14 protein-coding genes are annotated in these 19895 nt (G+C 59.6%); 8 read left to right on the top strand and 6 right to left on the bottom strand.

What is annotated here, in order from left to right; translation table 11 throughout:
• Positions 1 to 424: 424 nt before the first annotated feature.
• A complete protein-coding gene (gcvP, locus tag LC093_RS05095; protein ID WP_226662890.1) occupies positions 425 to 3316 on the bottom strand; it encodes an aminomethyl-transferring glycine dehydrogenase in 2892 nt (963 codons plus the stop codon).
• A gap of 529 nt (positions 3317 to 3845) precedes the next feature.
• Here gcvP and LC093_RS05090 point away from each other — a divergent pair.
• Both LC093_RS05090 and LC093_RS05085 read left to right on the top strand, forming a co-directional pair.
• Positions 3846 to 5606 carry a diguanylate cyclase domain-containing protein gene (locus tag LC093_RS05090; RefSeq protein WP_226662888.1) on the top strand — a complete coding sequence of 587 codons (1761 nt, stop codon included), beginning with the start codon at positions 3846 to 3848 and terminating at the stop codon, positions 5604 to 5606.
• Positions 5607 to 5828: 222 nt separating this feature from the next.
• Positions 5829 to 6071 (top strand): DUF2007 domain-containing protein, encoded by a 243-nt coding sequence (locus LC093_RS05085; protein ID WP_226662886.1) that lies wholly within the window; start codon positions 5829 to 5831, stop codon positions 6069 to 6071.
• Positions 6072 to 6145: 74 nt separating this feature from the next.
• Here the strand turns inward: LC093_RS05085 and LC093_RS05080 are convergent, their stop codons facing one another.
• From LC093_RS05080 to LC093_RS05070, 3 genes are all read right to left on the bottom strand, one after another.
• Positions 6146 to 7027, bottom strand: coding sequence for a dTDP-4-dehydrorhamnose reductase family protein (locus LC093_RS05080; protein WP_226662884.1), 882 nt, complete (start codon positions 7025 to 7027; stop codon positions 6146 to 6148).
• A gap of 8 nt (positions 7028 to 7035) precedes the next feature.
• Complete coding sequence (gene argS / locus LC093_RS05075; RefSeq protein ID WP_226662883.1) at positions 7036 to 8772, bottom strand: arginine--tRNA ligase; 1737 nt, start codon at positions 8770 to 8772, stop codon at positions 7036 to 7038.
• A gap of 190 nt (positions 8773 to 8962) precedes the next feature.
• Positions 8963 to 9631 carry a hypothetical protein gene (locus LC093_RS05070; RefSeq protein ID WP_226662881.1) on the bottom strand — a complete coding sequence of 223 codons (669 nt, stop codon included), beginning with the start codon at positions 9629 to 9631 and terminating at the stop codon, positions 8963 to 8965.
• Positions 9632 to 9810: 179 nt separating this feature from the next.
• Between LC093_RS05070 and sbcB the strand changes: the two genes are divergently transcribed.
• Together sbcB and LC093_RS05060 are read left to right on the top strand one after the other, a co-directional pair.
• On the top strand, positions 9811 to 11247 hold the full coding sequence (gene sbcB, locus LC093_RS05065) for an exodeoxyribonuclease I (RefSeq protein WP_226662879.1): 1437 nt from the start codon (positions 9811 to 9813) through the stop codon (positions 11245 to 11247).
• A gap of 188 nt (positions 11248 to 11435) precedes the next feature.
• Complete coding sequence (locus LC093_RS05060) at positions 11436 to 12452, top strand: aspartate carbamoyltransferase (RefSeq protein ID WP_226662877.1); 1017 nt, start codon at positions 11436 to 11438, stop codon at positions 12450 to 12452.
• A 379-nt stretch (positions 12453 to 12831) separates the two neighbouring features.
• Here LC093_RS05060 and LC093_RS05055 read toward each other — a convergent pair whose 3' ends face one another.
• Positions 12832 to 13113, bottom strand: a complete 282-nt coding sequence (locus LC093_RS05055) for a peptidylprolyl isomerase (RefSeq protein ID WP_413231488.1) — start codon at positions 13111 to 13113, stop codon at positions 12832 to 12834.
• A gap of 67 nt (positions 13114 to 13180) precedes the next feature.
• On the bottom strand, positions 13181 to 14080 hold the full coding sequence (locus LC093_RS05050) for a neutral zinc metallopeptidase (protein WP_226662875.1): 900 nt from the start codon (positions 14078 to 14080) through the stop codon (positions 13181 to 13183).
• Between the two features lie 153 nt (positions 14081 to 14233).
• On the opposite strand from LC093_RS05050, the gene LC093_RS05045 reads away from it, so the two are divergent.
• From LC093_RS05045 to nadD, 4 genes are all read left to right on the top strand, one after another.
• Positions 14234 to 14809 carry an LON peptidase substrate-binding domain-containing protein gene (locus LC093_RS05045; RefSeq protein ID WP_226662873.1) on the top strand — a complete coding sequence of 192 codons (576 nt, stop codon included), beginning with the start codon at positions 14234 to 14236 and terminating at the stop codon, positions 14807 to 14809.
• Between the two features lie 108 nt (positions 14810 to 14917).
• Positions 14918 to 17560 (top strand): DUF2339 domain-containing protein, encoded by a 2643-nt coding sequence (locus tag LC093_RS05040; RefSeq protein WP_226662872.1) that lies wholly within the window; start codon positions 14918 to 14920, stop codon positions 17558 to 17560.
• 82 nt (positions 17561 to 17642) lie between these two features.
• A complete protein-coding gene (locus tag LC093_RS05035; RefSeq protein ID WP_226662870.1) occupies positions 17643 to 18944 on the top strand; it encodes a glutamate-5-semialdehyde dehydrogenase in 1302 nt (433 codons plus the stop codon).
• A gap of 288 nt (positions 18945 to 19232) precedes the next feature.
• Complete coding sequence (nadD, locus tag LC093_RS05030; protein WP_226662868.1) at positions 19233 to 19880, top strand: nicotinate-nucleotide adenylyltransferase; 648 nt, start codon at positions 19233 to 19235, stop codon at positions 19878 to 19880.
• Positions 19881 to 19895: the final 15 nt, after the last annotated feature.

Here is a 19895-nt window from a genome sequence, read left to right as displayed (position 1 = left end):
AATCCAGATTGTGGGCTGCTGCGGATCCGGAGTGGCTGGATCCCGGCTCAAGGCCGGGATGACGGTAGTGGCTTCACGTCATTCCCGCGAAAGCGGGAATCCAGATTGTGGGCTGCTGAGGATCCGGAATGGCTGGATCCCGGCTCAAGGCCGGGATGACGGTAGCGGCTTCACGTCATTCCCGCGAAAGCGGGAATCCAGATTGTGGGCTGCTGAGGATCCGGAGTGGCTGGGTCCCGGCTCGAGGCCGGGATGACGCGGCTTCATGTCATTCCCGCGTATGCGGGAATCTAGGTTGTAGGAGCCTGCTTGCTGGCGAATTTATGCGAGGCCTGGAGGGGTTCGCCTGCAAGCAGGCTCCTACGAAGGGTATTTCGGAGCAAAAAAAACCGGAGCCATTGCTCCGGTTTTTTATTTCGGACGTTTAGTCCATGTAGCTCTCTACCGGCGGGCAGGAGCAGATCAGGTTGCGGTCACCGTAGACGTTGTCGATACGGTTGGACGCCGGCCACACCTTGTGGTGCTTCAGCCAGTGTGCCGGGCGACCGGCCACTTCGCGGCTGTACGCGTGGGTCCACTCGTCCGCCATGATGTCGTCCTGGGTGTGCGGCGCGTTGTGCAGCGGGTTGTCTTCCGCGGTGTACTTGCCGCTCGCCACGTCTTCCGCTTCCTGGCGAATGATCGCCATGGCTTCCACGAAACGATCCAGCTCTTCCTGGGCTTCGGATTCGGTCGGCTCGATCATCAGGGTGCCGGCGACCGGGAAGGACATGGTGGGCGCGTGGAAACCGAAGTCCATCAGGCGCTTGGCAATGTCTTCCTCGGTGATGCCGCTCACTTCCTTCAGCGGGCGCAGGTCGATCAGACACTCGTGCGCAACAAAACCGTTGGTGCCGGTATACAGCAGCGGGTAGTGCGCGCTCAGTTTCCTGGCCACATAGTTGGCGTTCAGGATCGCGGTCTCAGTAGCCAGCTTCATGCCCGCTTTACCCATCATGCGGATGTACATCCAGCTGATCGGCAGGATGCTGGCAGAGCCCCAGGGTGCTGCGGAGATGGTGCCGTTCACCGGATCATTGCCCGGCACCTCGGTTACCGGGTGGCCGGCCAGGTAGGGCTTCAGGTGTTCGCCTACGGCGATCGGGCCCATGCCGGGGCCGCCGCCACCGTGCGGGATACAGAAGGTTTTGTGCAGGTTCAGGTGGGATACGTCACCACCGAACTTGCCCGGTGCGGCCACGCCGATCAGCGCGTTCATGTTGGCGCCGTCGATGTACACCTGGCCACCGGCGTTGTGGATAAGTTCGCAGATCTCGCGGATGCCTTCCTCGAACACACCGTGGGTGGACGGGTAGGTAACCATCAGCGCGGCAATGCGATCGCCGTGCTCTTCGATCTTCGCTTTCAGGTCGGCGACGTCGACGTTGCCCTTGTTGTCACAGGCAACCACGACCACCTTCATGCTGACCATCATCGCGGAAGCCGGGTTGGTGCCGTGCGCAGAGGCCGGGATCAGGCAGATGTCGCGCTGGGTTTCGCCCTTGGCTTCCAGGTACTTCTTGATCGCAACCAGACCGGCGTACTCGCCCTGGGAGCCGGCGTTCGGCTGCAGGCTGACGGCGTCGTAACCGGTACAGGCGGCCAGCATCTGCTCCAGCTGACGGAACATCTCGCGGTAGCCTTCGGCCTGATCGGACGGCGCGAACGGGTGCAGCTTGCCGAACTCCGGCCAGGTCACCGGGATCATTTCTGCGGTGGCGTTCAGCTTCATGGTGCATGAGCCCAGCGGGATCATGGAGTGGTTGAGGGCGATGTCCTTGGACTCCAGGGTCTTCAGGTAGCGCAGCATCTCGGTTTCCGAGTGATGCGTGTTGAACACCGGGTGAGTCAGGAAGTCGCTGGAGCGCTGCAGGTCAGCTGGTACACCAGCCGGGCCGTTCGCGGCCAGTTCGCTATCGATCTTGTTCAGGTCCAGGCCGTTATCGCCACCGACGAAGATATCCAGCAGTTCGGATACATCGTGCAGTGAGGTGGTTTCGTTCAGGCTGATACCCAGCGCGTCGCTGCCGACTTTGCGCAGGTTGATTTCAGCCTTGATGGCGCAGTCAAAAATGGCGGACTGTTTGTCGCCCACGGAAACGGTCAGGGTGTCGAACCAGCTGTCGTGAGTCAGGCTCAGGCCTTTTTCTTTCAGGCCGGTTGCCAGAATGTCGGCCAGTCGCTGGATACGCGCAGCGATGGTCTTCAGGCCCTGCGGGCCATGGTAGATGGCGTAGAACGCACTCATTACCGCCAGCAGTACCTGGGAAGTACAGATGTTGGAGTTGGCCTTCTCACGACGGATGTGCTGCTCGCGGGTCTGCATGGCCATACGCAGGGCACGCTTGCCCTTGCTGTCTACGGACACACCGATGATACGGCCGGGCGCGGAGCGCTTGTAGGCTTCGCGGAAGGCGAAGAAACCGGCGTGCGGGCCACCGTAGCCCATGGGAATGCCGAAGCGCTGGTTGCAGCCGACAACCACGTCTGCACCCATTTCACCCGGCGCTTTCAGCGCAACCAGGCTCATCAGGTCGGCGGCTACGGTTACCAGTGCGCCGGCTTCGTGCACCTTGGCGATCAGGTCGGTCAGGTCGCGTACCACACCGGTGGAGCCCGGGTACTGGAACAGGGCACCGAACAGGTCTTCCGGCAGGTCGCTTTCCGGGTTGCCTACGAGTACGTCAAAACCAAAGTGCTCGGCACGGGTTTTTACGACGGCGATGGTCTGCGGGTGGCAGTCGGCATCTACGAAGAAGGTATTGGATTTGTTGCGCTTTACCTGGCGCTTACACATCGCCATGGCTTCTGCTGCGGCCGTGCCTTCGTCCAGCATGGAGGCGTTGGCCAGTTCCATGCCGGTCAGGTCCATGATCATCTGCTGGAAGTTCAGCAGGCCTTCCAGGCGACCCTGGGCGATTTCCGGCTGGTAAGGGGTGTACGCGGTGTACCAGCCGGGGTTTTCCAGCACGTTGCGCAGGATCACGTTGGGGGTGATGGTGTCGTGGTAGCCCATACCAATGAAGGTACGGAAGATCTTGTTGCGGCTCGCCAGGGCTTTCAGCTCGGCCAGTGCCTCTTGCTCATCCACGGCTTCGGCCAGGTCCAGGTCATCCAGTTTGCGAATGGACGCGGGTACGGTTTTCCCGATCAGCTCGTCGAGGGACGCTACGCCGAGAGTTTCGAGCATCGCCTGGGTTTGGTTGGCATCCGGGCCAATGTGACGACGGACAAAGGCGTCGCGTTGTTCCAACTGCTTGAGCGAAGGCTGGGTCATAGTGGATGAGTTCCTGTAAACACTGAAAGTGTGCTGCCGGCGCGCGATTGCCAGAAGTGCGCTGTTGTCAGAGCAAGTACCGGTAAAAAATAGCAAAGAGGGCCACTGCTAAGGTGGCCCGATGTCGAAAGTGGCCCGTATTTGAATTAGCCCCGCATACTGGCTGCACGGGGTCCGGCCGGCGCGCATCTTAGCAACGGCGTTGATGGTGGGCAATTCAGTACTGTTTCGGTCAAAAATATGCTGAAGGATCGACGTTTTTGTGAAACATATCCTGTTTTTGCAAATTTGACGCTATTTTATTCTGCCGTTTTCCTCGTCGGCCACCGAGCTGTGAGATCTTCGCCATACTTTGCGAATAAATCATTGCAGATCGGAGCCATCCGGCGCCTCAGAGTATGTCTTACAGCGGATGTAGGAATATCTGGAAAGGCGCTGAGCCAGATGCCGGAAGATTGATATAAGAAGAAGTAGAGACGTTCTGCACAGAATAAATTGCACTCAACTCCATGGAAGTCGGGAATCTGCTGTGCTGCAACTGACCAGTCTCAACACCCTTCGCTTCAAAGCCAGCCTTTTTTCTCTGCTGCTTGTCGTAGCCATGTGCCTGTTTTTCATACTGCTCGGTAACGGCAGCCTGCAATCGCTGCTGGATAAGAGCCGCGAGAGCCGCTATCTCAGCTTCCAGAACCAGATCTCCGGCCTGATGGTGCACTCGCGCCAGGAGGCTCAGCAGCTGGCCGAGCTGGTGGTGCACAACGAACGGGGGCGGATTGCGAGTCGCGATGAATTACGCAAGGTCATGAATCGGCAGTGGGAGCTGTTGCAACACAACTGGCGCCTGCACTCGTTGAAAATCTACTCCGGTGGTGCGGAGCCGACGTTTACCTGGGGATCGCCGCACAGCGGGCTTTCCCGTGACGAGGTTGCCCAGGTGCTCCTGCGGGGCCAGCCGCTGGAGCGTGTGTACTGCGAACATAGCTGTGTGCAGAGTGTGGCAGTGCCGGTGAGAGCCAGTGACGGCGACTATGTGGTGCAGGTGGATCGGGCCCTGTCGCACCTGCTGGAGCGTTTTCGCTCCATGACAGGATCGGAGATCGGCATTATTTCCAGTAGGCGGCAGCCCGAGCAGGCGGATGGAGCCAATTACGTGGAAGGCTGGCACCGGGAGGTGCTGGCGCTCACATCCCGCGATCGCCTGTTGCCCATGCTTGCGCAAGTGGCCGAGCGGGAAGGGCTGGAGCGTCTGCACTTTTCCCGCTTCTATCCTTTCTCCAATCGTGAATACGATATCCGTGTGATGCCGGTCGATGTGGGCGGGGAGGGCGCGCACTTTGTCTTTATTGATGATGTGACGGAAGAGGCGAAGCACATCAGCGCCTCGGTAAAACTGCTGTTTCTGTTTTCGGTGTTGGGGGCGCTGATTTTCAGTGCCGCGGTCGCGGGTACCCTGTGGCGGCCGATCGTGCGCCTGAGGCGCCTGGCGCAAGCCCTGCCGCTGCTGACTAATGGACGGTTCGACGACGCCCGGCGCCTGATTCAGCCGGTCCACAAGGATCTGAACAAGTTTGATGAGCTGGATGTACTGGATAACACCGGGCTCACAGTGTGCGACCAGCTGGAAGATATGAACGACATGGTAAGCCGCAAGACGGCCCAGCTTGAGCAGATTGCCATGCACGACAGCCTGACCGGATTGGATAACCGCTACAGCCTGCTGGAACAATTGGAGCACTATCTGAATCTGCAGCGGCGGGCAGTGTCCGGCCAGCGGGAGCAGGGGTACCTGTTCTTTATCGACCTGGACGACTTCAAGCAGGTGAATGATACCCTCGGGCACCAGGGTGGTGATGAACTACTGTGCGTGCTCGCTCGACGGTTGCTGAGTGTGATGCGCTGTGGAGATATTGTGGCCCGCCTTGGGGGCGACGAATTTTGTGTATTTGTACGCGACCTGTCAGAGACAGATGCTTATCGTGCCCTGGCCGAAAAGATGCTCAAGACCGTGGCGCAGCCGGTGAAAATTTTCGATCACATGGTTGCGGTTACCATGAGCGTGGGTGTGGTGGGAATCGATGAGCGGGGCGATACTCTGGAGTCGATTTTGCAAAAAGCCGACATGGCGATGTATCACGCCAAGCGCAATGGCAAGAACAAGTACCAGCTGTTTTCCAATGATCTGCCAGAAGGCGCAGAGCTTTCCGTCACGGAGCCTTCACTCAAACCCTCGAAAATAAAAGGCGCGCAAAATGTTGCGACGCTGGAACTCATTTCCAGTCAACCGAGATGATTGGCGTATCTCTCTTCTTGCGCGTGTCTGTATGGCCGATGGGCGCTGACCTCTGAACTATCTTTAAAGTTACCTTCTTCCGAAATTGCCCGTGGTGGATGTGACCCATTCCGAGCGGCTACGGAAGCAAGATGTGGCTTTGAGGGCGGTCGCTAAATATTGCGGCGCCAAACACCCCGCAGCCAGTGTCTGGAACGTCGGCCACAAGCCGATTTGGAAACAATGACCAATCGCAGTATGGCGAGAAAAATTTATTCAACGAACGATCAATTGCTGGGCAGTTATTTGCGCAATTTGCTGGAGTCCGCAGGCTACTCCGTACTCACCCAGAAAACCCGTGTGGAATCACAGCAGCCGGATGGCGGTTCGCTGGACTGGCACTCGGAACTCTGGTTGATCCGCGATGCGGATATGGTGATGGCGCAGCAGGTTTTACAGCAGGCCCTGGCGAGCGAAGCCGGCTGATCACTTCCCCGGTTGCTTTAGAGCGATCATTTCGAGTGCCGATGGCACTCGCCTCTCATATTTCACTAAGCCAATTAGAGAAACGGCGCGAGCGTACGTGCGAGTTGTGTGCGCAGAGGTTCTTGCACATTGATACCCTGGTCGCGCAAACGTGAGGTATCCAGCTGGCAGTTGTAGGGACGAGGCTCGGCCATGGCGGGGTTGCTGTCTGGCAGCAGATGATCGGTGTCGAGGCTCGCGATTTCGCCCACCATCAAGGCAAGCTGGTAGCGGGTTGCCGCCGTGCTGCCACTCCACTGGTAAATACCGTTATACGCAGCACCTGCAGCGATGTGTGTCAGGCACTGGCGCAATACGTCAGCCACTTCTTCTACGCTAGTGGGGAACCGGATCGCCCAGTCATCAATTTTGGCCGGGGATTTGTTCGCCACAGTCTCCAGCAGTGCGGTGACACCGGATTCATGCAAATTGCCCGTAGGGCCGAACAGCCAGGGCAGGCGCAACACCCAGTGATTCCCGCTTTCCAGCACCACCTGCTCGCCAGCGAGCTTGCTACGGCCGTAAAAATTGACCGGGTTGGTGGGGGCATCGTGCCTGTAGGGCGCGTTCTGGCCGTCAAACACATAGTCGGTAGAAATGTAGGCGAGCTGTGCACGGCGGGTAGTACAGGCTTCTGCGAGCGCGCGGGTACTGTCCACGTTGAGCGCCCAGGCATCCTCAGGTTGCTGGGCACAGCGGTCCGGCCAGCGCTCCGCGGCGCAGTGGATAACCACCTGCGGTTGCACCTTGTCGAGCACCGCCTGGACCTGTTCCGGGGCGGTCAGATCCAGGGCGATAAGGTGGCCACCGGCGCGGCTGAAGGCGGTGCCGGTAGCCTGGATATCCGTTTGCTGTTGCAGGTGGGCAAGCACGCTGCGGCCCAGCAGACCCGATGCGCCGGTGACGAGTACACGCATGGCCTGGCTTACATCTGCTCCAGTACTTCGATTCCGAGCAGACCAAGGCCAGTAGACAGGGTGCGGGCAACCATATCGCACAGTTGCAGGCGGCTCTGCTTCTGCTCTTCGGTTACGCCTTCCTTCAGCACCGGGCAGGCTTCGTAGAATGCCATGTAGGCGCTGGCCAGGTCGTACAGGTATGTACACAGCACGTGCGGGAAGGTGTCTTTTGCCACCTGGTCCAGCACTTCACCAAACTGGTTGAGTTTGATCGCCAGCGCGCGCTCGGCGTCGGTGCCCAGTTCGATAGTGCCAGTCAGTGCGGACGGATCGATACCGGCGCGGCGGAAGATGCTGCGCACACGGGTATAGGCGTACTGCAGGTAAGGTGCAGTGTTGCCCTCGAAGGCCAGCATCGAGTCCCAGTTGAACACGTAATCGTTGGTGCGGGTTTTGCTCAGGTCCGCGTATTTCACCGCGCCGATACCTACCACGCGGCCGATCTCGGCCTGCTGTTCCTGGCTGAGCTCCGGGTTCTTTGCCGCGACCAGTGCGGTGGCACGCTCTACCGCTTCGTCCAGCAGTGCCGCCAGTTTCACGGTGCCGCCGGTACGGGTTTTGAACGGCTTGCCGTCTTCACCCATCATGGTGCCAAAGGCGCAGTGCTCGAGTGTCACTGATTCGGGCAGGAAGCTGGCTTTGCGTGCAGCGGTAAACGCCTGTTGCAGGTGCAGGGACTGGCGAGCATCCACCACGATCAGGATACGGTCTGCTTTCAGCTGGTTGGCGCGGTAGCGGATCGCGGCGAGGTCGGTGGTGGCATAGAGATAGCCGCCGCCTCGCTTGCGGATGATCATCGGGCTGGGGTTGCCTTCTTTATCGGCCATCTCCTCGAGGAACACCACGACTGCACCCTGGTCTTCCACCGCGATACCGCGGTCGAGTAGCTCCTGCACCAGTACCGGCAGGTCGTCGTTGTAGCGGCTCTCGCCGTAGACGTCGCTGCGCGTCAGGGTGACGTTCAGTTTTTCGTAAATTTCTTCGCTGTGGCTGATGGAGATGTCGATAAACTGCTTCCACAGTTTCAGGCATTCGGGGTCGCCGCCCTGCAGCTTCACCACGTATTCGCGGGCGCGGTCGGCGAAACCCTCTTCCTCATCGAAGCGGATCTTGGCTTCACGGTAGAACTGCTCGAGGTCTGCCAGTGCCACCTCGGCGTCCTGCTTTTCCATCTGGTCTGACAGGTGTGCCAGCAGCATGCCGAACTGGGTGCCCCAGTCGCCCATATGGTTCTGACGGATGACGGTATGTCCCTGGAATTCCAGCAAACGCGCCAGCGCATCGCCGATGATGGTGGAGCGCAGGTGGCCCACGTGCATCTCTTTGGCGAGGTTGGGGGCGGAGTAGTCCAGTACCACGGTCTGGGGGTCGGTGACCTGTTCGACGTTCAGGTGCTCATCGGTGCGGGCCGCCGCCAGGGTTTTGCCCAGCCAGGCTTCGCTCAGGTGGATGTTGATAAAGCCGGGACCGGCAATTTCCACCTTTTCGATCATCTCGCCTTTATCCAGGTTATCGACGATCTTCGCCGCCAGTTCGCGGGGGTTGGTGCCCACTTTCTTGGCGGCAGCCATGGCACCGTTGGCCTGGTAGTCACCGAAACCGGCCTTCTTGGCCGGGGCTACTGCCGGGCTGCAGTCTGCGGGGATACCGGCGGCAATCATGGCGGCCTGGAAGATGTCGTTCAGCTGTTGGCGAATGTTCATAGAGTAAGAATCGTCCGGGGAGAAAATCACTGGAGGAATAATAGAGAACGCGGGATTTTAATGTGCGCTGGGGGCATTGCAACCGGCAGCTATCGTCCAGTGGCCGGAGCTTGGGCCAACCCGGAAGCGAGCAGGTTGGCCTGGATAGATGGTGGCAAGCGTTTTTTCGCCGCCACTTTGGCGAGGGAGCTTAGATCCTGAAGCCCACGGACACACTGCCCATAGCGGGGTCGCCTCGGTCCATTTCGTAGACGGTGTAGTCGGCGCTGAAGATCCAGTTACCGGTGTTGAGGCCAAGTGTTATGCCGTAGTAGCCGCCGTCACCACTATTGCCGTAGCTGAATTCGTAGTTGTAGTCATCTGAATAAGACAATTCGTAGGAATCTGTCGCCGGGTTCCATTCATATTCCGAATAGGTACCGCTCTGGGTTACGTCGGATTGCGACTCCCACTTGTGGTAACCGAAGCGGAGTCCGGCGGAAAATCTGCGGTAGACATCGGTCGACAGTGTCGCGCCAATGGTTCGGGTGTTCCAGGAGCGGTTACCACTGCCTGCATAGGAGCTCTCAACGCGATAGTCGTCCCACTCGGGTTCACCATAGCTGTACTCATAGGCGTAGGAGAACGGTAATTCCCCCAGGCTTACAAAGCTGCTTTCCAGTGCCAGGAAGCGGTTCGTTTGAAATCCCAAGGTCAGGCTATAGCCATTGGCTGAGTCGGCCTCATACCCAATGAAAGATTCGCTGTCGAAATCAGTGCTGCCGTAGCCAAGTTTGAGGTAGAAGGGGTTGTATCCCTGTTCGTTGGCGGTTGCAAATGGTGATAGTAAAAGCAATATCGTGCAGGCAAACTTTTTCAAGTGCGTAGTCCCTTTTGTTCGTATTTTGATCCTTAGTGTGTTCCAGCTGCGGTCGAATCCGGGTAACTCGTGAGCTGGGGGCGGGAATTTAAACGAAATTTGATCGGAATGAAATTGATGCCCACGAAGCTCAGGCATCAATTGCGTTAATATGTGGCCCAAATTTTCACGGAGGCTCCATGGCAACCACTCTTTACTGGCACGACTACGAGACCTGGGGGACGGATCCCGGCGCAGACAAGCCCTCCCAGTTTGCCGGCATCCGCACCGATGAAGACCTGAATATCGTTGGTGAACCGCTGATGATTTACAGCAAACCGACCAGCGATTGTCTGCCTCAGCCGATGGCCAGCCTGGTGACGGGCCTCGCCCCGCAGACGGCGCTGGCAGAAGGCCTGCCGGAGATCGATTTTATCCGTCGAATCCTTGAAGAGCTGGGTGCACCGGGGACCTGTGGGGTGGGGTATAACAGTCTGCGCTTCGATGACGAGGTCACCCGCCACACCCTGTACCGCAACCTCCTCGATCCCTACGAGCGCGAGTGGCGTTCCGGCAACAGCCGCTGGGATATCATCGATATGGTGCGCCTGACCTATGCATTGCGCCCGGAAGGGATCCAGTGGCCAGAGCGCGTAGCGGCCAATGGTGAAAAAGTGCCGTCATTCCGCCTCGAAGAGCTCACAGCGGCCAACGGTATCAGCCACGAGGGGGCGCACGATGCGCTGTCGGATGTGCGCGCCACCATTGATATGGCCAAGCTGATTCGGGAAAAGCAGCCGCGTCTCTACGACTACGTGTACAACCTGCGCCGCAAGCAGGCAGTCGCCAAATTGCTCGATCCGCAGGCCCGCCAGCCATTGCTGCACGTATCCGGCAAGGTGTCGGCGGCTCAGGGGCACCTTACCTTTGTGCTTCCACTGGCTATGCACCCCGTCAATCGCAACGCGGTGATCTGCGCGAATCTGGCCATGGACCCGCAGCCGATCATCGATCTGGATCCGGAGGCGCTGCGGGAGCGGCTGTATACCGCCCGCGACAAACTGGGTGAGGGCGAATTGCCGGCGGGCCTGAAACTTATCCACATGAACCGCTGCCCGGTACTGGCGCCGGCCAAGATGCTCGACGACGCCCGCGCGGCGCAGCTGGGGATCGACAAGGCGGTCTGTGTGGCAAGCTGGCAGCGCCTGCGCGAGCTGGATCTGACGCAGAAATTGCATCAGGTTTTCCTGGACGGCGACTTTCCGGCGCGGGATGTGGAGGCTCGCCTTTACGACGGCTTTATGAACGATGCGGACCGCGATCTGTGCCGTCAGCTGCACCGCGCACTGGCGAGTCGCGGCCCGGAAGCGCTGGCCGGTGAGGTACCGTTTTCCGATTCGCGCCTGCCGGAGCTACTCTTTCGCCTACGGGCGAGAAATTATCCCGAAACTCTCAGCGAGGCGGAGCAGCAGCGTTGGGAAGAGTGGCGCTACCAGCGCCTGACCGATCCGGCATTCGGGGCGAGTATTACCATGGAGTCTTACTTCGAGGAGATTGCGCGGTTGCGGGAAGAGTTTCCGGAGCGCAATGATCTGTTGGATCAGTTGGAAGCCTGGGGCGATTCGCTGCTGGGTTAATCGCGCTTCGTAGGAGCCTGCTTGCAGGCGAAGATTCGTGCGGTGAACGGTTCGCCTGCAAGCAGGCTCCTACGAGGTGGTGACTAAGGCCCTAATGTTCTGTTCCAAGGGCCTGCTCCCGCGTAGAATACGCGCCCGGTAATGCAGCCGGTGATCCCGGCGCAGTCAGTGCTTAATTTGGAGCAGCAATGGATTTTATCGGCGCCAACATCCTTTCCGTCAGCCAGTTCGAACGCGGTGATATCGACCGTATTTTTTCCGTGGCAGACACCATGGTCCCCTATGCCCGCCGCGAGAAGGTAACCCGCGTGCTGGAGGGGGCCATCCTCGGCAATATGTTTCTGGAACCCAGTACCCGTACGCGGGTGAGTTTCGGTTGTGCGTTTAACCTGTTGGGTGGCACGGTGCGCGAAACTGTGGGTATCTCTGCCAGTGCCATGGCCAAGGGCGAATCCCTTTACGATACCGCGCGGGTGTTGTCCGGTTATTCGGATGTGATCTGTATGCGCCACCCGCAGGCGGGTTCGGTGGCGGAGTTTGCGGCGGCCAGCCGGGTTCCGGTAGTAAATGGTGGCGACGGCGCCAACGAGCACCCGACTCAGGCGCTGCTGGACCTGTATACCATCCGCAAGGAGCTGGAAGGCAAAGGTCGCTCGCTGGACAACTTCCGTATTGCGATGATCGGCGACCTGAAATACGGGCGTACGGTGCACTCGCTGTGCAAACTGCTGTGCCTGTTCAAGAAAGTGCAGTTGGTTTTCGTTTCTCCGGAAGAGCTGGCGATGCCGGAAAGGGTGATCGAGCAGCTGCGCGCGGCAGGCCACGAGGTGACAATTTCCGACCAGCTGGAACAGTCGATCAAGCATGTGGATATCGTTTATTCCACCCGCATTCAGGAAGAGCGCTTTGCCTCCCAGGAAGAGGCGGATCGCTACCGCGGCCGTTTCCGCCTGAACCGCGATATCTTCACCCGCCATGCGGAACCCAATACCGTGATCATGCACCCGCTGCCCCGCGATTCCCGCGCGGAAGCCAACGAGCTGGACCCGGACCTCAACGAACACCCGAGCCTGGCGATTTTCCGCCAGACCGACAACGGTCTGCTGGTGCGTATGGCACTGTTTGCGATGTTGCTGGGGGTGGAAAACAAGGTGGACGATTACGCGCGGCCGGTGACCTGGCAGGTGCGTCGCAATCCTATTTAAGAGTTCGGCTTTGTAGCCAGTTGTGTGGCGGTCCTGCTAGCGGGTGTTGGCTTGCGGGACACGCCGTGAACCCATCCCTGGGGGCTTGTCGAAAAGGTCCCTCTTTTCGACAGTCCCGCAAGCCAACACCCGCTACCAGAACCTTCAATTCAAAGTTTTGCACACGAAAAGCACCCCGCACTCGGGGCATGCTGACAGAGTGCCAATGTTTGAATTGAAGGCGAAGCGCTGGGGCTGGTCTTTCGAAACTGTCGCAAACAGGGATGTTTGCGACAGAGCGTACAGGGAAGTATTCACAGCGGTTTCGAAAGACCAGCCGCAGTGATTTGCCGCCACCCGACCTGCTTGGAGGTTTTTGGGCTTTGGCAAAAGGAGGAGATCAGTCTGTGCGGCTGGTGACTTCCAACAGGTGGTAACCGAACTGGGTTTTCACCGGGCCGTGTACTTTGTTCAGCTCACCACCGAATACGACCTTGTCGAATTCCGGGACCATCTGGCCCTGGCCGAATTCGCCCAGGTCGCCGCCGCTGCGGCCGGAAGGGCACTTGGAATATTGCTGGGCAATTTTGCCGAAATCGGCTCCGCCTTCGATCTGCTTTTTCAGATCTTCACACTGGGCTTCACTCTCAACAAGAATGTGTCGGGCTGTTGCTCTAGGCACGGGATTCTCCCTGGTTAGTTCATCAATGTGGGCGACAGCTTAGTGGCTAAGGCGCGTCACGGCCAGTTTATTGACCGGACAGTGCAGCAAAAGTATTGCACTGGTTCACGTCGCCGCTGGTAAAGCCGCGCTGGAACCAGTAGGCCCTCTGCTCCGCGCTGCCGTGGGTAAAGGCATCCGGTGAAACGGCACGGCCGGAGCGGCGCAGCAGTTGGTCGTCACCGACAGCGGCGGCGGCCCGCAAACCCTCTTCGATATCACCCGGCTCCAGCATATTGCGGTCTCTGTGTGCGTAAAACGCCCATACGCCGGCGTAGCAGTCTGCCTGTAATTCCAGCATCACAGACAGCCGGTTGGAGGTGACCTTGTCGGACTGCATCCGCGCCCGCTGGACTTTATCCGATATCCCCATCAGGTTCTGGACATGGTGGCCGACTTCGTGGGCGATCACATAGGCGAAGGCGAAGTCACCGGGCGCTCCGAGTTTTTTCAGTTCGTTCAGGAAGCCGAGGTCGAGGTATACCCTCTGGTCGCCGGGGCAGTAAAACGGGCCGACCGCAGCGGAGCTGAGGCCGCAGGCAGAGCGCACGGCATCGTTGTAGAGCACCAGCTTGGGGGTGGTGTATTGAGAGCCGGCCTGTTGGAACAGTTTGCCCCAGGTGTCTTCGGTATCGGCCAGCACCACGGCGACAAATTGCGCGAGTTCATCGCTGGCGGCGTCCGACGGCTGTACCTGACCATCGGGCCCCACGGTCGGTGGCCCGGTATGCGTGGTACCGCTAAACATGTTGCTGCCGAAATAATAGAGCGCGCCTAGAACCAGGAGGATCAGCCAGCCCCGCTTGCTGCGCAGCAGGAAGGGCGCGATGGCCAACAGGTTGCCGAGACCACCCAAACCACCGCCGGGCGATGCCTCGCCGCGACGGTCTTCGACATTCGAACTTCTGCGACCTTTACGCCAGCGCATAGCAATACCTCTTAATGCACATCCGCATACTGCATTTCTAAGAAGTCTAGAACAGCTGGCGCGAGTTTTTGTTTTATCGGAGTGACGTTATCCTTGGCGGGGTAAACACAATGGTATCTTTGTCGCTTATCCGTGCATGGTTGGATCGTTATTTTGTCTCTTATTCCGCTTTTTCCCCTGAATATGGCGCTGTTCCCCGGCGTAACACTGCCATTGCGTATTTTCGAGCAGCGCTACCTGCGCCTGGTGACGGAATCACTTAAATCGGATACCGGGTTTGGCGTGGCGTTGATCCGCAGTGGTCGCGAGGTGGGGCCGGCTGAAGTGTGGCCGCTGGGCCTGTATACGCGCATCGTCGACTGGAGCCAGGGCGAGGAAGGGCTGCTGCATATTGATGTGGCAGGGGAGTCACGCTTTCGCATTCTGGATACTTTTGTGGAAGAGGACGGTCTGCGTATGGCGGAGGTGGAGTGGCTCGATCAAGAAGCCACTCATCCGATACCGGAGCATTGTGACGGCTTGCTGGCAGTATTGAATGAGTTGAAGCAGCACGCTGCGATGCTGGCGTTGAAGTTTGCGCCAGTGGACTCTGCCGAGGCTCTGTCCTGGCAGCTGGCGCAGTTGCTGCCGCTGGAGGACGCGGCGCGAATCGAACTGCTGGCCAACCAGGATCCGCTCGAGCGCCTGGCGCATATTGCGCACAATCTGGACCGCTGGGCCAAAGAATAATTCGCGGAATCAGGACATCGATTCTGCGCAATTGGGAGTTGCCGTTCCATCTCGATGGTAGCGGGTATTGAGCTGCAGGTATGAGCAGCGTGCATTAACAGGGATTTCATGGACGGTTTTGTTTTTTTCGGATTGCTGGTGCTGCTCCTGATGATCAGCGGGTCGCTGTTGGGGCTGGTGTCTTATTTTGAGGTGCGGCGTCTGCGCGCGGAGCTGCATCAATTGCGCGGCGACCTGGCGGGTGCTGGTACGCCTGAGTACCAGGCTCCGCAGCGAGCCAGTTCGGTTGAGAGGCCGGAGGTCACTGCCGTTCACAGAGAGGCGGCGGTTCCCCCGGCACTGGATACTGAGCCGGGGCCATCAATCAAACCGGAAGCCGTACCGCAACGTGCTCCGGTGGCTGGGGATCACCCGAAGAAAGCCTCATTTCCGCTCTGGTCGCGCATCCAGGAAAACTGGATGGTATGGCTCGGCGGGGCCTGTGTGGCACTGGCCGGGATATTTCTGGCCCGCTATGGCATTGAGCAGGGGCTGCTGGGACCGCGAGTGCGGGTTGCTCTGGGGCTTGTGACCGCAGGTGCGCTGTATCTATTCTCGGAATTCCTGCGCCGCAAAACTGGCGGCAGTCATCCCGCATTTGCCGCGCTGGCTGGGGGCGGTGCGATCACGGCTTTTGCCGCCATTCTATCTGCGGTGCATCTCTATCACTTGTTTGCTCCCGGGCTCGCCTTTGCGCTGCTGGCGGTTGTCGCTACCGTCACCATGTGGATGGCGCGCCTGCATGGGCCGGTACTGGCCGCAATCGGGATGATCGGGGCCTATTCCGTGCCTGTGCTGGTTTCTACGGGCAGTGGCAATGTGCTGGCGGCGATGGTGTATGCGCTGATCATCTCTGTTTCCGTATTACTGCTGTTGCGCCACGTTTACCGGAGCTGGTTGTGGCTGGGGTTGCTGGCCGGTGCGTTGGGCTGGTGGCTGGTGTCCCTGCTCGGTCACCAGGCTGACGGCTGGCGGGGGCCCTACCTGGCGACGCTCGCTTACCTGTTGTTGGCGGTGATTCCCGGAGACTGGTTATTGCGCAAAGGCGTTCGGTTTAGCTCAGATGAAAAATCGGCAGTGGCGCGGGAGGCATTATTGCTGCCGAGTCTGCTGGCGCTGGTGGCCGCGCAATGTCTGTCGATCCTGCAGCAGGGCTTTTCCTCCGATGCGTTTTGGCAGTGGAGCCCGCTGGCACTGGTTTTGCTGCTCGGTGCGCGTGAGCGTTCGACATTGGCGCCGCTGCCGTGGGCCCTGCTATTGGGACAGTGTGCGGTGTGGTTGGTGACCCGGCTGGTTTCGGCGGCGCCAGATCCCGGGCAGGTCGGCAGTTCGCTCCAGTTGCTGCCCTGGCCAGCCGGGCAGCAGGGTGGTTTCCTGATGTACCTGTTGGCTACGGCGGCCCTGTTTTCTGCGCTGTCGCTGGTCAATTTGCGCAGTGGGATGGCGCGATACTGGTGGGCGTCACTGGCGGTACTGGCGCCACTGTTATGTCTGGTTGTCGGCTATCTGCTCGCCGGAAGCTACCTCGCGCAGTATGTGTGGGTTCTTCTGGCGGCCATCCTGGGGGCCGTTTACCTGTACCTGGGTAGCCTCGGCGCGGGTAAATCCTGGCCGAAGGCCGCAGTGGTGTGGCTGTTCGCGGCAGGCCATTTCGGCTATAGCGTGGCCGCCTGCCTGTGGCTGGCGCAGGCGAGCCTGACCCTGGCGCTGGCGGCGCAGGCGGTATCGCTGGCGTGGATAATTCGCCGCTTCGAGGTGCCGGGGCTGGGCTGGCTACTGAAAGGTGTGTTGCTGCTGGTGGTGATTCGGCTTTCCCTGAACCCCTGGTTGCTTGCCTACGCGCCCGGAACACACTGGTCGCTGTGGACTTACGGTGGCTCCGCCCTGTGTGCATGGCTGGCTGCGCGCTTGCTGTTGCACAACGCCGGTCCGGCGTACGCCAATCTGGGGCGCTGGGCGGAAGCTACGGCTTTGCACTTGCTGGTTTTGGCCCTGTGGGCCGAGTGCCGGTACTGGTTGTACGGCGGCAATGCGTTTGCTGCCGAATTCAGCTTTAAAGAGGCGGTGGTGAATGTCTGGCTCTTTGCCGGGCTGGGGATGGTTTATTACCGCAAAAGCCTGGTCAGCGGCAGCTTTGCCCGCTGGTACGATGGTTATGGCCGGGTGCTGATGTTTGTCGCGCTGGCGACCTATCTGCGTATGCTGGTGTCAGTGGCTGACAGTGACGGCTGGGCGTGGCGGTCTGTTGGTGAGCGACCGCTGTGGAATCTGCTGTTGCCGGCATTTGCCGGGCCTGCACTGCTGGCATTCCTTGCCAGCCGCTATTACCTGCCGGCGATGCGCAGTGCAGCCGCGCTGGTCGCAGCGGCGGCCGGGTTTATCTGGGTGTCGCTCGAAGTTCGACACTTGTGGCAGGGCAATATCCGCATCAGCCAGCCCGCGGAAACCGGCGAGTTGTATACCTACTCGGCGGTATGGTTGCTGTTGGCGGTGGGGGCCATTCTGCTCGGCAGCTGGCGCGGTTGGCGCAGCTGTTACCAGGGTGGCATGGCGGTGCTGGCACTGGTCATCGTGAAGCTGTTCCTGGTGGATATGTCCGGGCTGGAAGGACTGCTTCGGGTGGCTTCATTCATGGGCCTTGGGCTGGCGTTGCTGGGAATTGCCTATTTGCATCAAAAGCTCGCTGTCCATGGGCGAAATTCTGCTCAATAGAGGCAATCTCCACGCTGGGTTAATGTATACTGCGCGGCCCGAAATTTCGGCTGACCGCCAAGGGTTTTCAAGGAGAGAGTTCGTGAGCAGCATCAGTGCAACCGCCACCAATCAGGATGTGGACGCAGAGAACACCATCGCCAGAGTGCAGGAAATGGGCCGCGCCGCGCGCGCCGCTGCACGGCTGATGGCAAGGGCTGACACCGGAACCAAGAACCGGGCTCTGAAAGCTATCGCTGAGGAGTTGGATGCCCGCCGTGCGGAACTGGCGGCGGCCAATGCCAAAGACATGCAGAACGGTCGTGACAACGGCCTGGATGCGGCATTGCTGGATCGACTGGAGCTCAACGATGCGCGCATCGATGGCATGATCGAAGGTCTGAACCAGATAGCAGAACTCCCCGACCCGGTGGGCGAGATCTCCGATCTCAAATACCGACCGAGCGGTATCCAGCTGGGCAAGATGCGGGTGCCACTCGGTGTCATCGGCATTATTTACGAGTCGCGCCCGAATGTGACGATCGACGCCGCCAGCCTGTGCCTGAAGTCGGGCAATGCAACGATTTTGCGCGGCGGGAGTGAAGCACTGCATTCCAATGGCGCCATTGCCGCGTGCATTGCGTCGGGCCTGAAAAAAGCCGGTTTGCCGGAAACCGCTGTACAGGTGGTGGACACTACAGACCGCGCTGCGGTCGGCGCGCTGATTGCGATGCCGGAATACGTGGATGTGATCGTGCCGCGCGGCGGTAAGGGATTGATCGAGCGCATCAGCCGTGAGGCACGGGTGCCGGTAATCAAGCATCTGGACGGTATCTGCCATGTGTATCTGGATGACCGCGCAGACCCGAAAAAAGCGTTTGAAATTGCGCTGAATGCCAAAACCCACCGCTATGGCGTGTGCAATGCGATGGAGACTCTGCTGGTGGCAGAAGCCGTGGCTGCGGAATTCTTGCCGAAACTGGCCGCGGCCTATGCTGAAAAAGGTGTGGAACTGCGTGGCTGTGACCGGACCCGGGAAATCCTGCCCCAGGCACTGGAGGCCAGCGAGGAAGACTGGGCCACTGAATACCTGGCGCCGGTGCTGTCTATCCGCGTCGTGGCGGATATGGATGCGGCGATGGATCACATTGCCCAGTACAGCTCCGGGCATACCGAGTCCATCGTGACCGAAGACTACACCCGTGCGCGGCGCTTCCTTGCCGAGGTGGATTCCAGCTCGGTAATGGTGAATGCCTCAACCCGCTTTGCGGACGGTTTTGAGTACGGGCTGGGCGCCGAGATCGGCATCAGTACTGACAAGATTCACGCCCGCGGCCCGGTGGGGCTGGAAGGGCTGACTTCCCAGAAGTGGATTGTGTTTGGGGACGGGCAGATCCGCGAGTAACGGATTTTTGGCGACACTAGAAATTGGTTTTTATGGAATTTGGTGGCGGTACTGCTACCGGGTGCGGCCTTGTGAGACACGCCGTAAACCCATCCATGGGGGCTCGGCTGCGGCCGTCCTGGCCGCAGACGGTCTCACAAGGCCGCACCCGGTATCAGTACCTTCGCGGAAAGTTATGTAGTGGTCGTTAACTTGAAATGAATCGGGGTGGTGAAATTTGACGCAAACGCCCCCTGGACGTGGTAACGCCACAATCCTTGCTTCAGACCCAACAGAACAGAGGGGCAAGTGGCTGAGAAACTGAAAACCATCGCCCTGTTCGGCGGCACCTTCAACCCGGTGCACTTCGGGCACCTGCGCATGGCGCTGGAGCTGAAGGAATTGCTCGGGTTCGACGAGATGCGCCTGTTGCCGGCACACCAGCCAGCACACCGGGGCGAACCCGAAGTCAGTGCGACTGACCGCCACGACATGCTGGCGCTGGCACTGGAAAACTGTCCGGAGCTGATTCTCGATGACCGGGAGCTGCGACGGGAAGGGGCCACCTATACCGTGGATACCCTGGAAGAATTACGCAGTGAACTGGGCGATAAGGTATCGCTCAGTTTCTGTATGGGACTGGACTCCCTGCTCGGCTTGCCGGGCTGGCACCGCTGGGAAAAGCTGCTGACCCTCGCCCATCTGGTCGTGGTCACACGCCCTGGCTGGCAGATTCCCCGTGAAGGGGAAGTAGCCGAGCTGGTGGCGCAGCATCGCGGTGACATGGCGGAGCTCGCCTGCGAGCCTGCCGGGCGGATACTGATCCGGGAGCAGACTTTGCTGCCGATCTCCGCTACCGGGGTACGCGATCTGATTCGCAGCGGGCGCTCGCCGCGCTACCTGCTGCCAGAACGTGTACTCGACTACATTGAAACTCATCGACTCTACCGGAGTTAACTAGCGGGCCTGTAT

The organism is Microbulbifer aggregans, assembly GCF_020524005.1.
Taxonomy (GTDB): Bacteria; Pseudomonadota; Gammaproteobacteria; order Pseudomonadales; family Cellvibrionaceae; genus Microbulbifer; species Microbulbifer aggregans_A.
The sequence above is the reverse complement of the archived record's forward strand: the minus strand, read 5'-3'. Positions and strand labels throughout refer to the sequence as shown.

Coding starts and splice junctions, on each gene's coding strand:
- gcvP (WP_226662890.1), bottom strand. CDS start 3,316: ATGACCCAGCCTTCGCTCAAGCAGTTGGAACAACGCGACGCCTTTGTC.
- LC093_RS05085 (WP_226662886.1), top strand. CDS start 5,829: ATGACCAATCGCAGTATGGCGAGAAAAATTTATTCAACGAACGATCAA.
- LC093_RS05080 (WP_226662884.1), bottom strand. CDS start 7,027: ATGCGTGTACTCGTCACCGGCGCATCGGGTCTGCTGGGCCGCAGCGTG.
- argS (WP_226662883.1), bottom strand. CDS start 8,772: ATGAACATTCGCCAACAGCTGAACGACATCTTCCAGGCCGCCATGATT.
- sbcB (WP_226662879.1), top strand. CDS start 9,811: ATGGCAACCACTCTTTACTGGCACGACTACGAGACCTGGGGGACGGAT.
- LC093_RS05060 (WP_226662877.1), top strand. CDS start 11,436: ATGGATTTTATCGGCGCCAACATCCTTTCCGTCAGCCAGTTCGAACGC.
- LC093_RS05050 (WP_226662875.1), bottom strand. CDS start 14,080: ATGCGCTGGCGTAAAGGTCGCAGAAGTTCGAATGTCGAAGACCGTCGC.
- LC093_RS05040 (WP_226662872.1), top strand. CDS start 14,918: ATGGACGGTTTTGTTTTTTTCGGATTGCTGGTGCTGCTCCTGATGATC.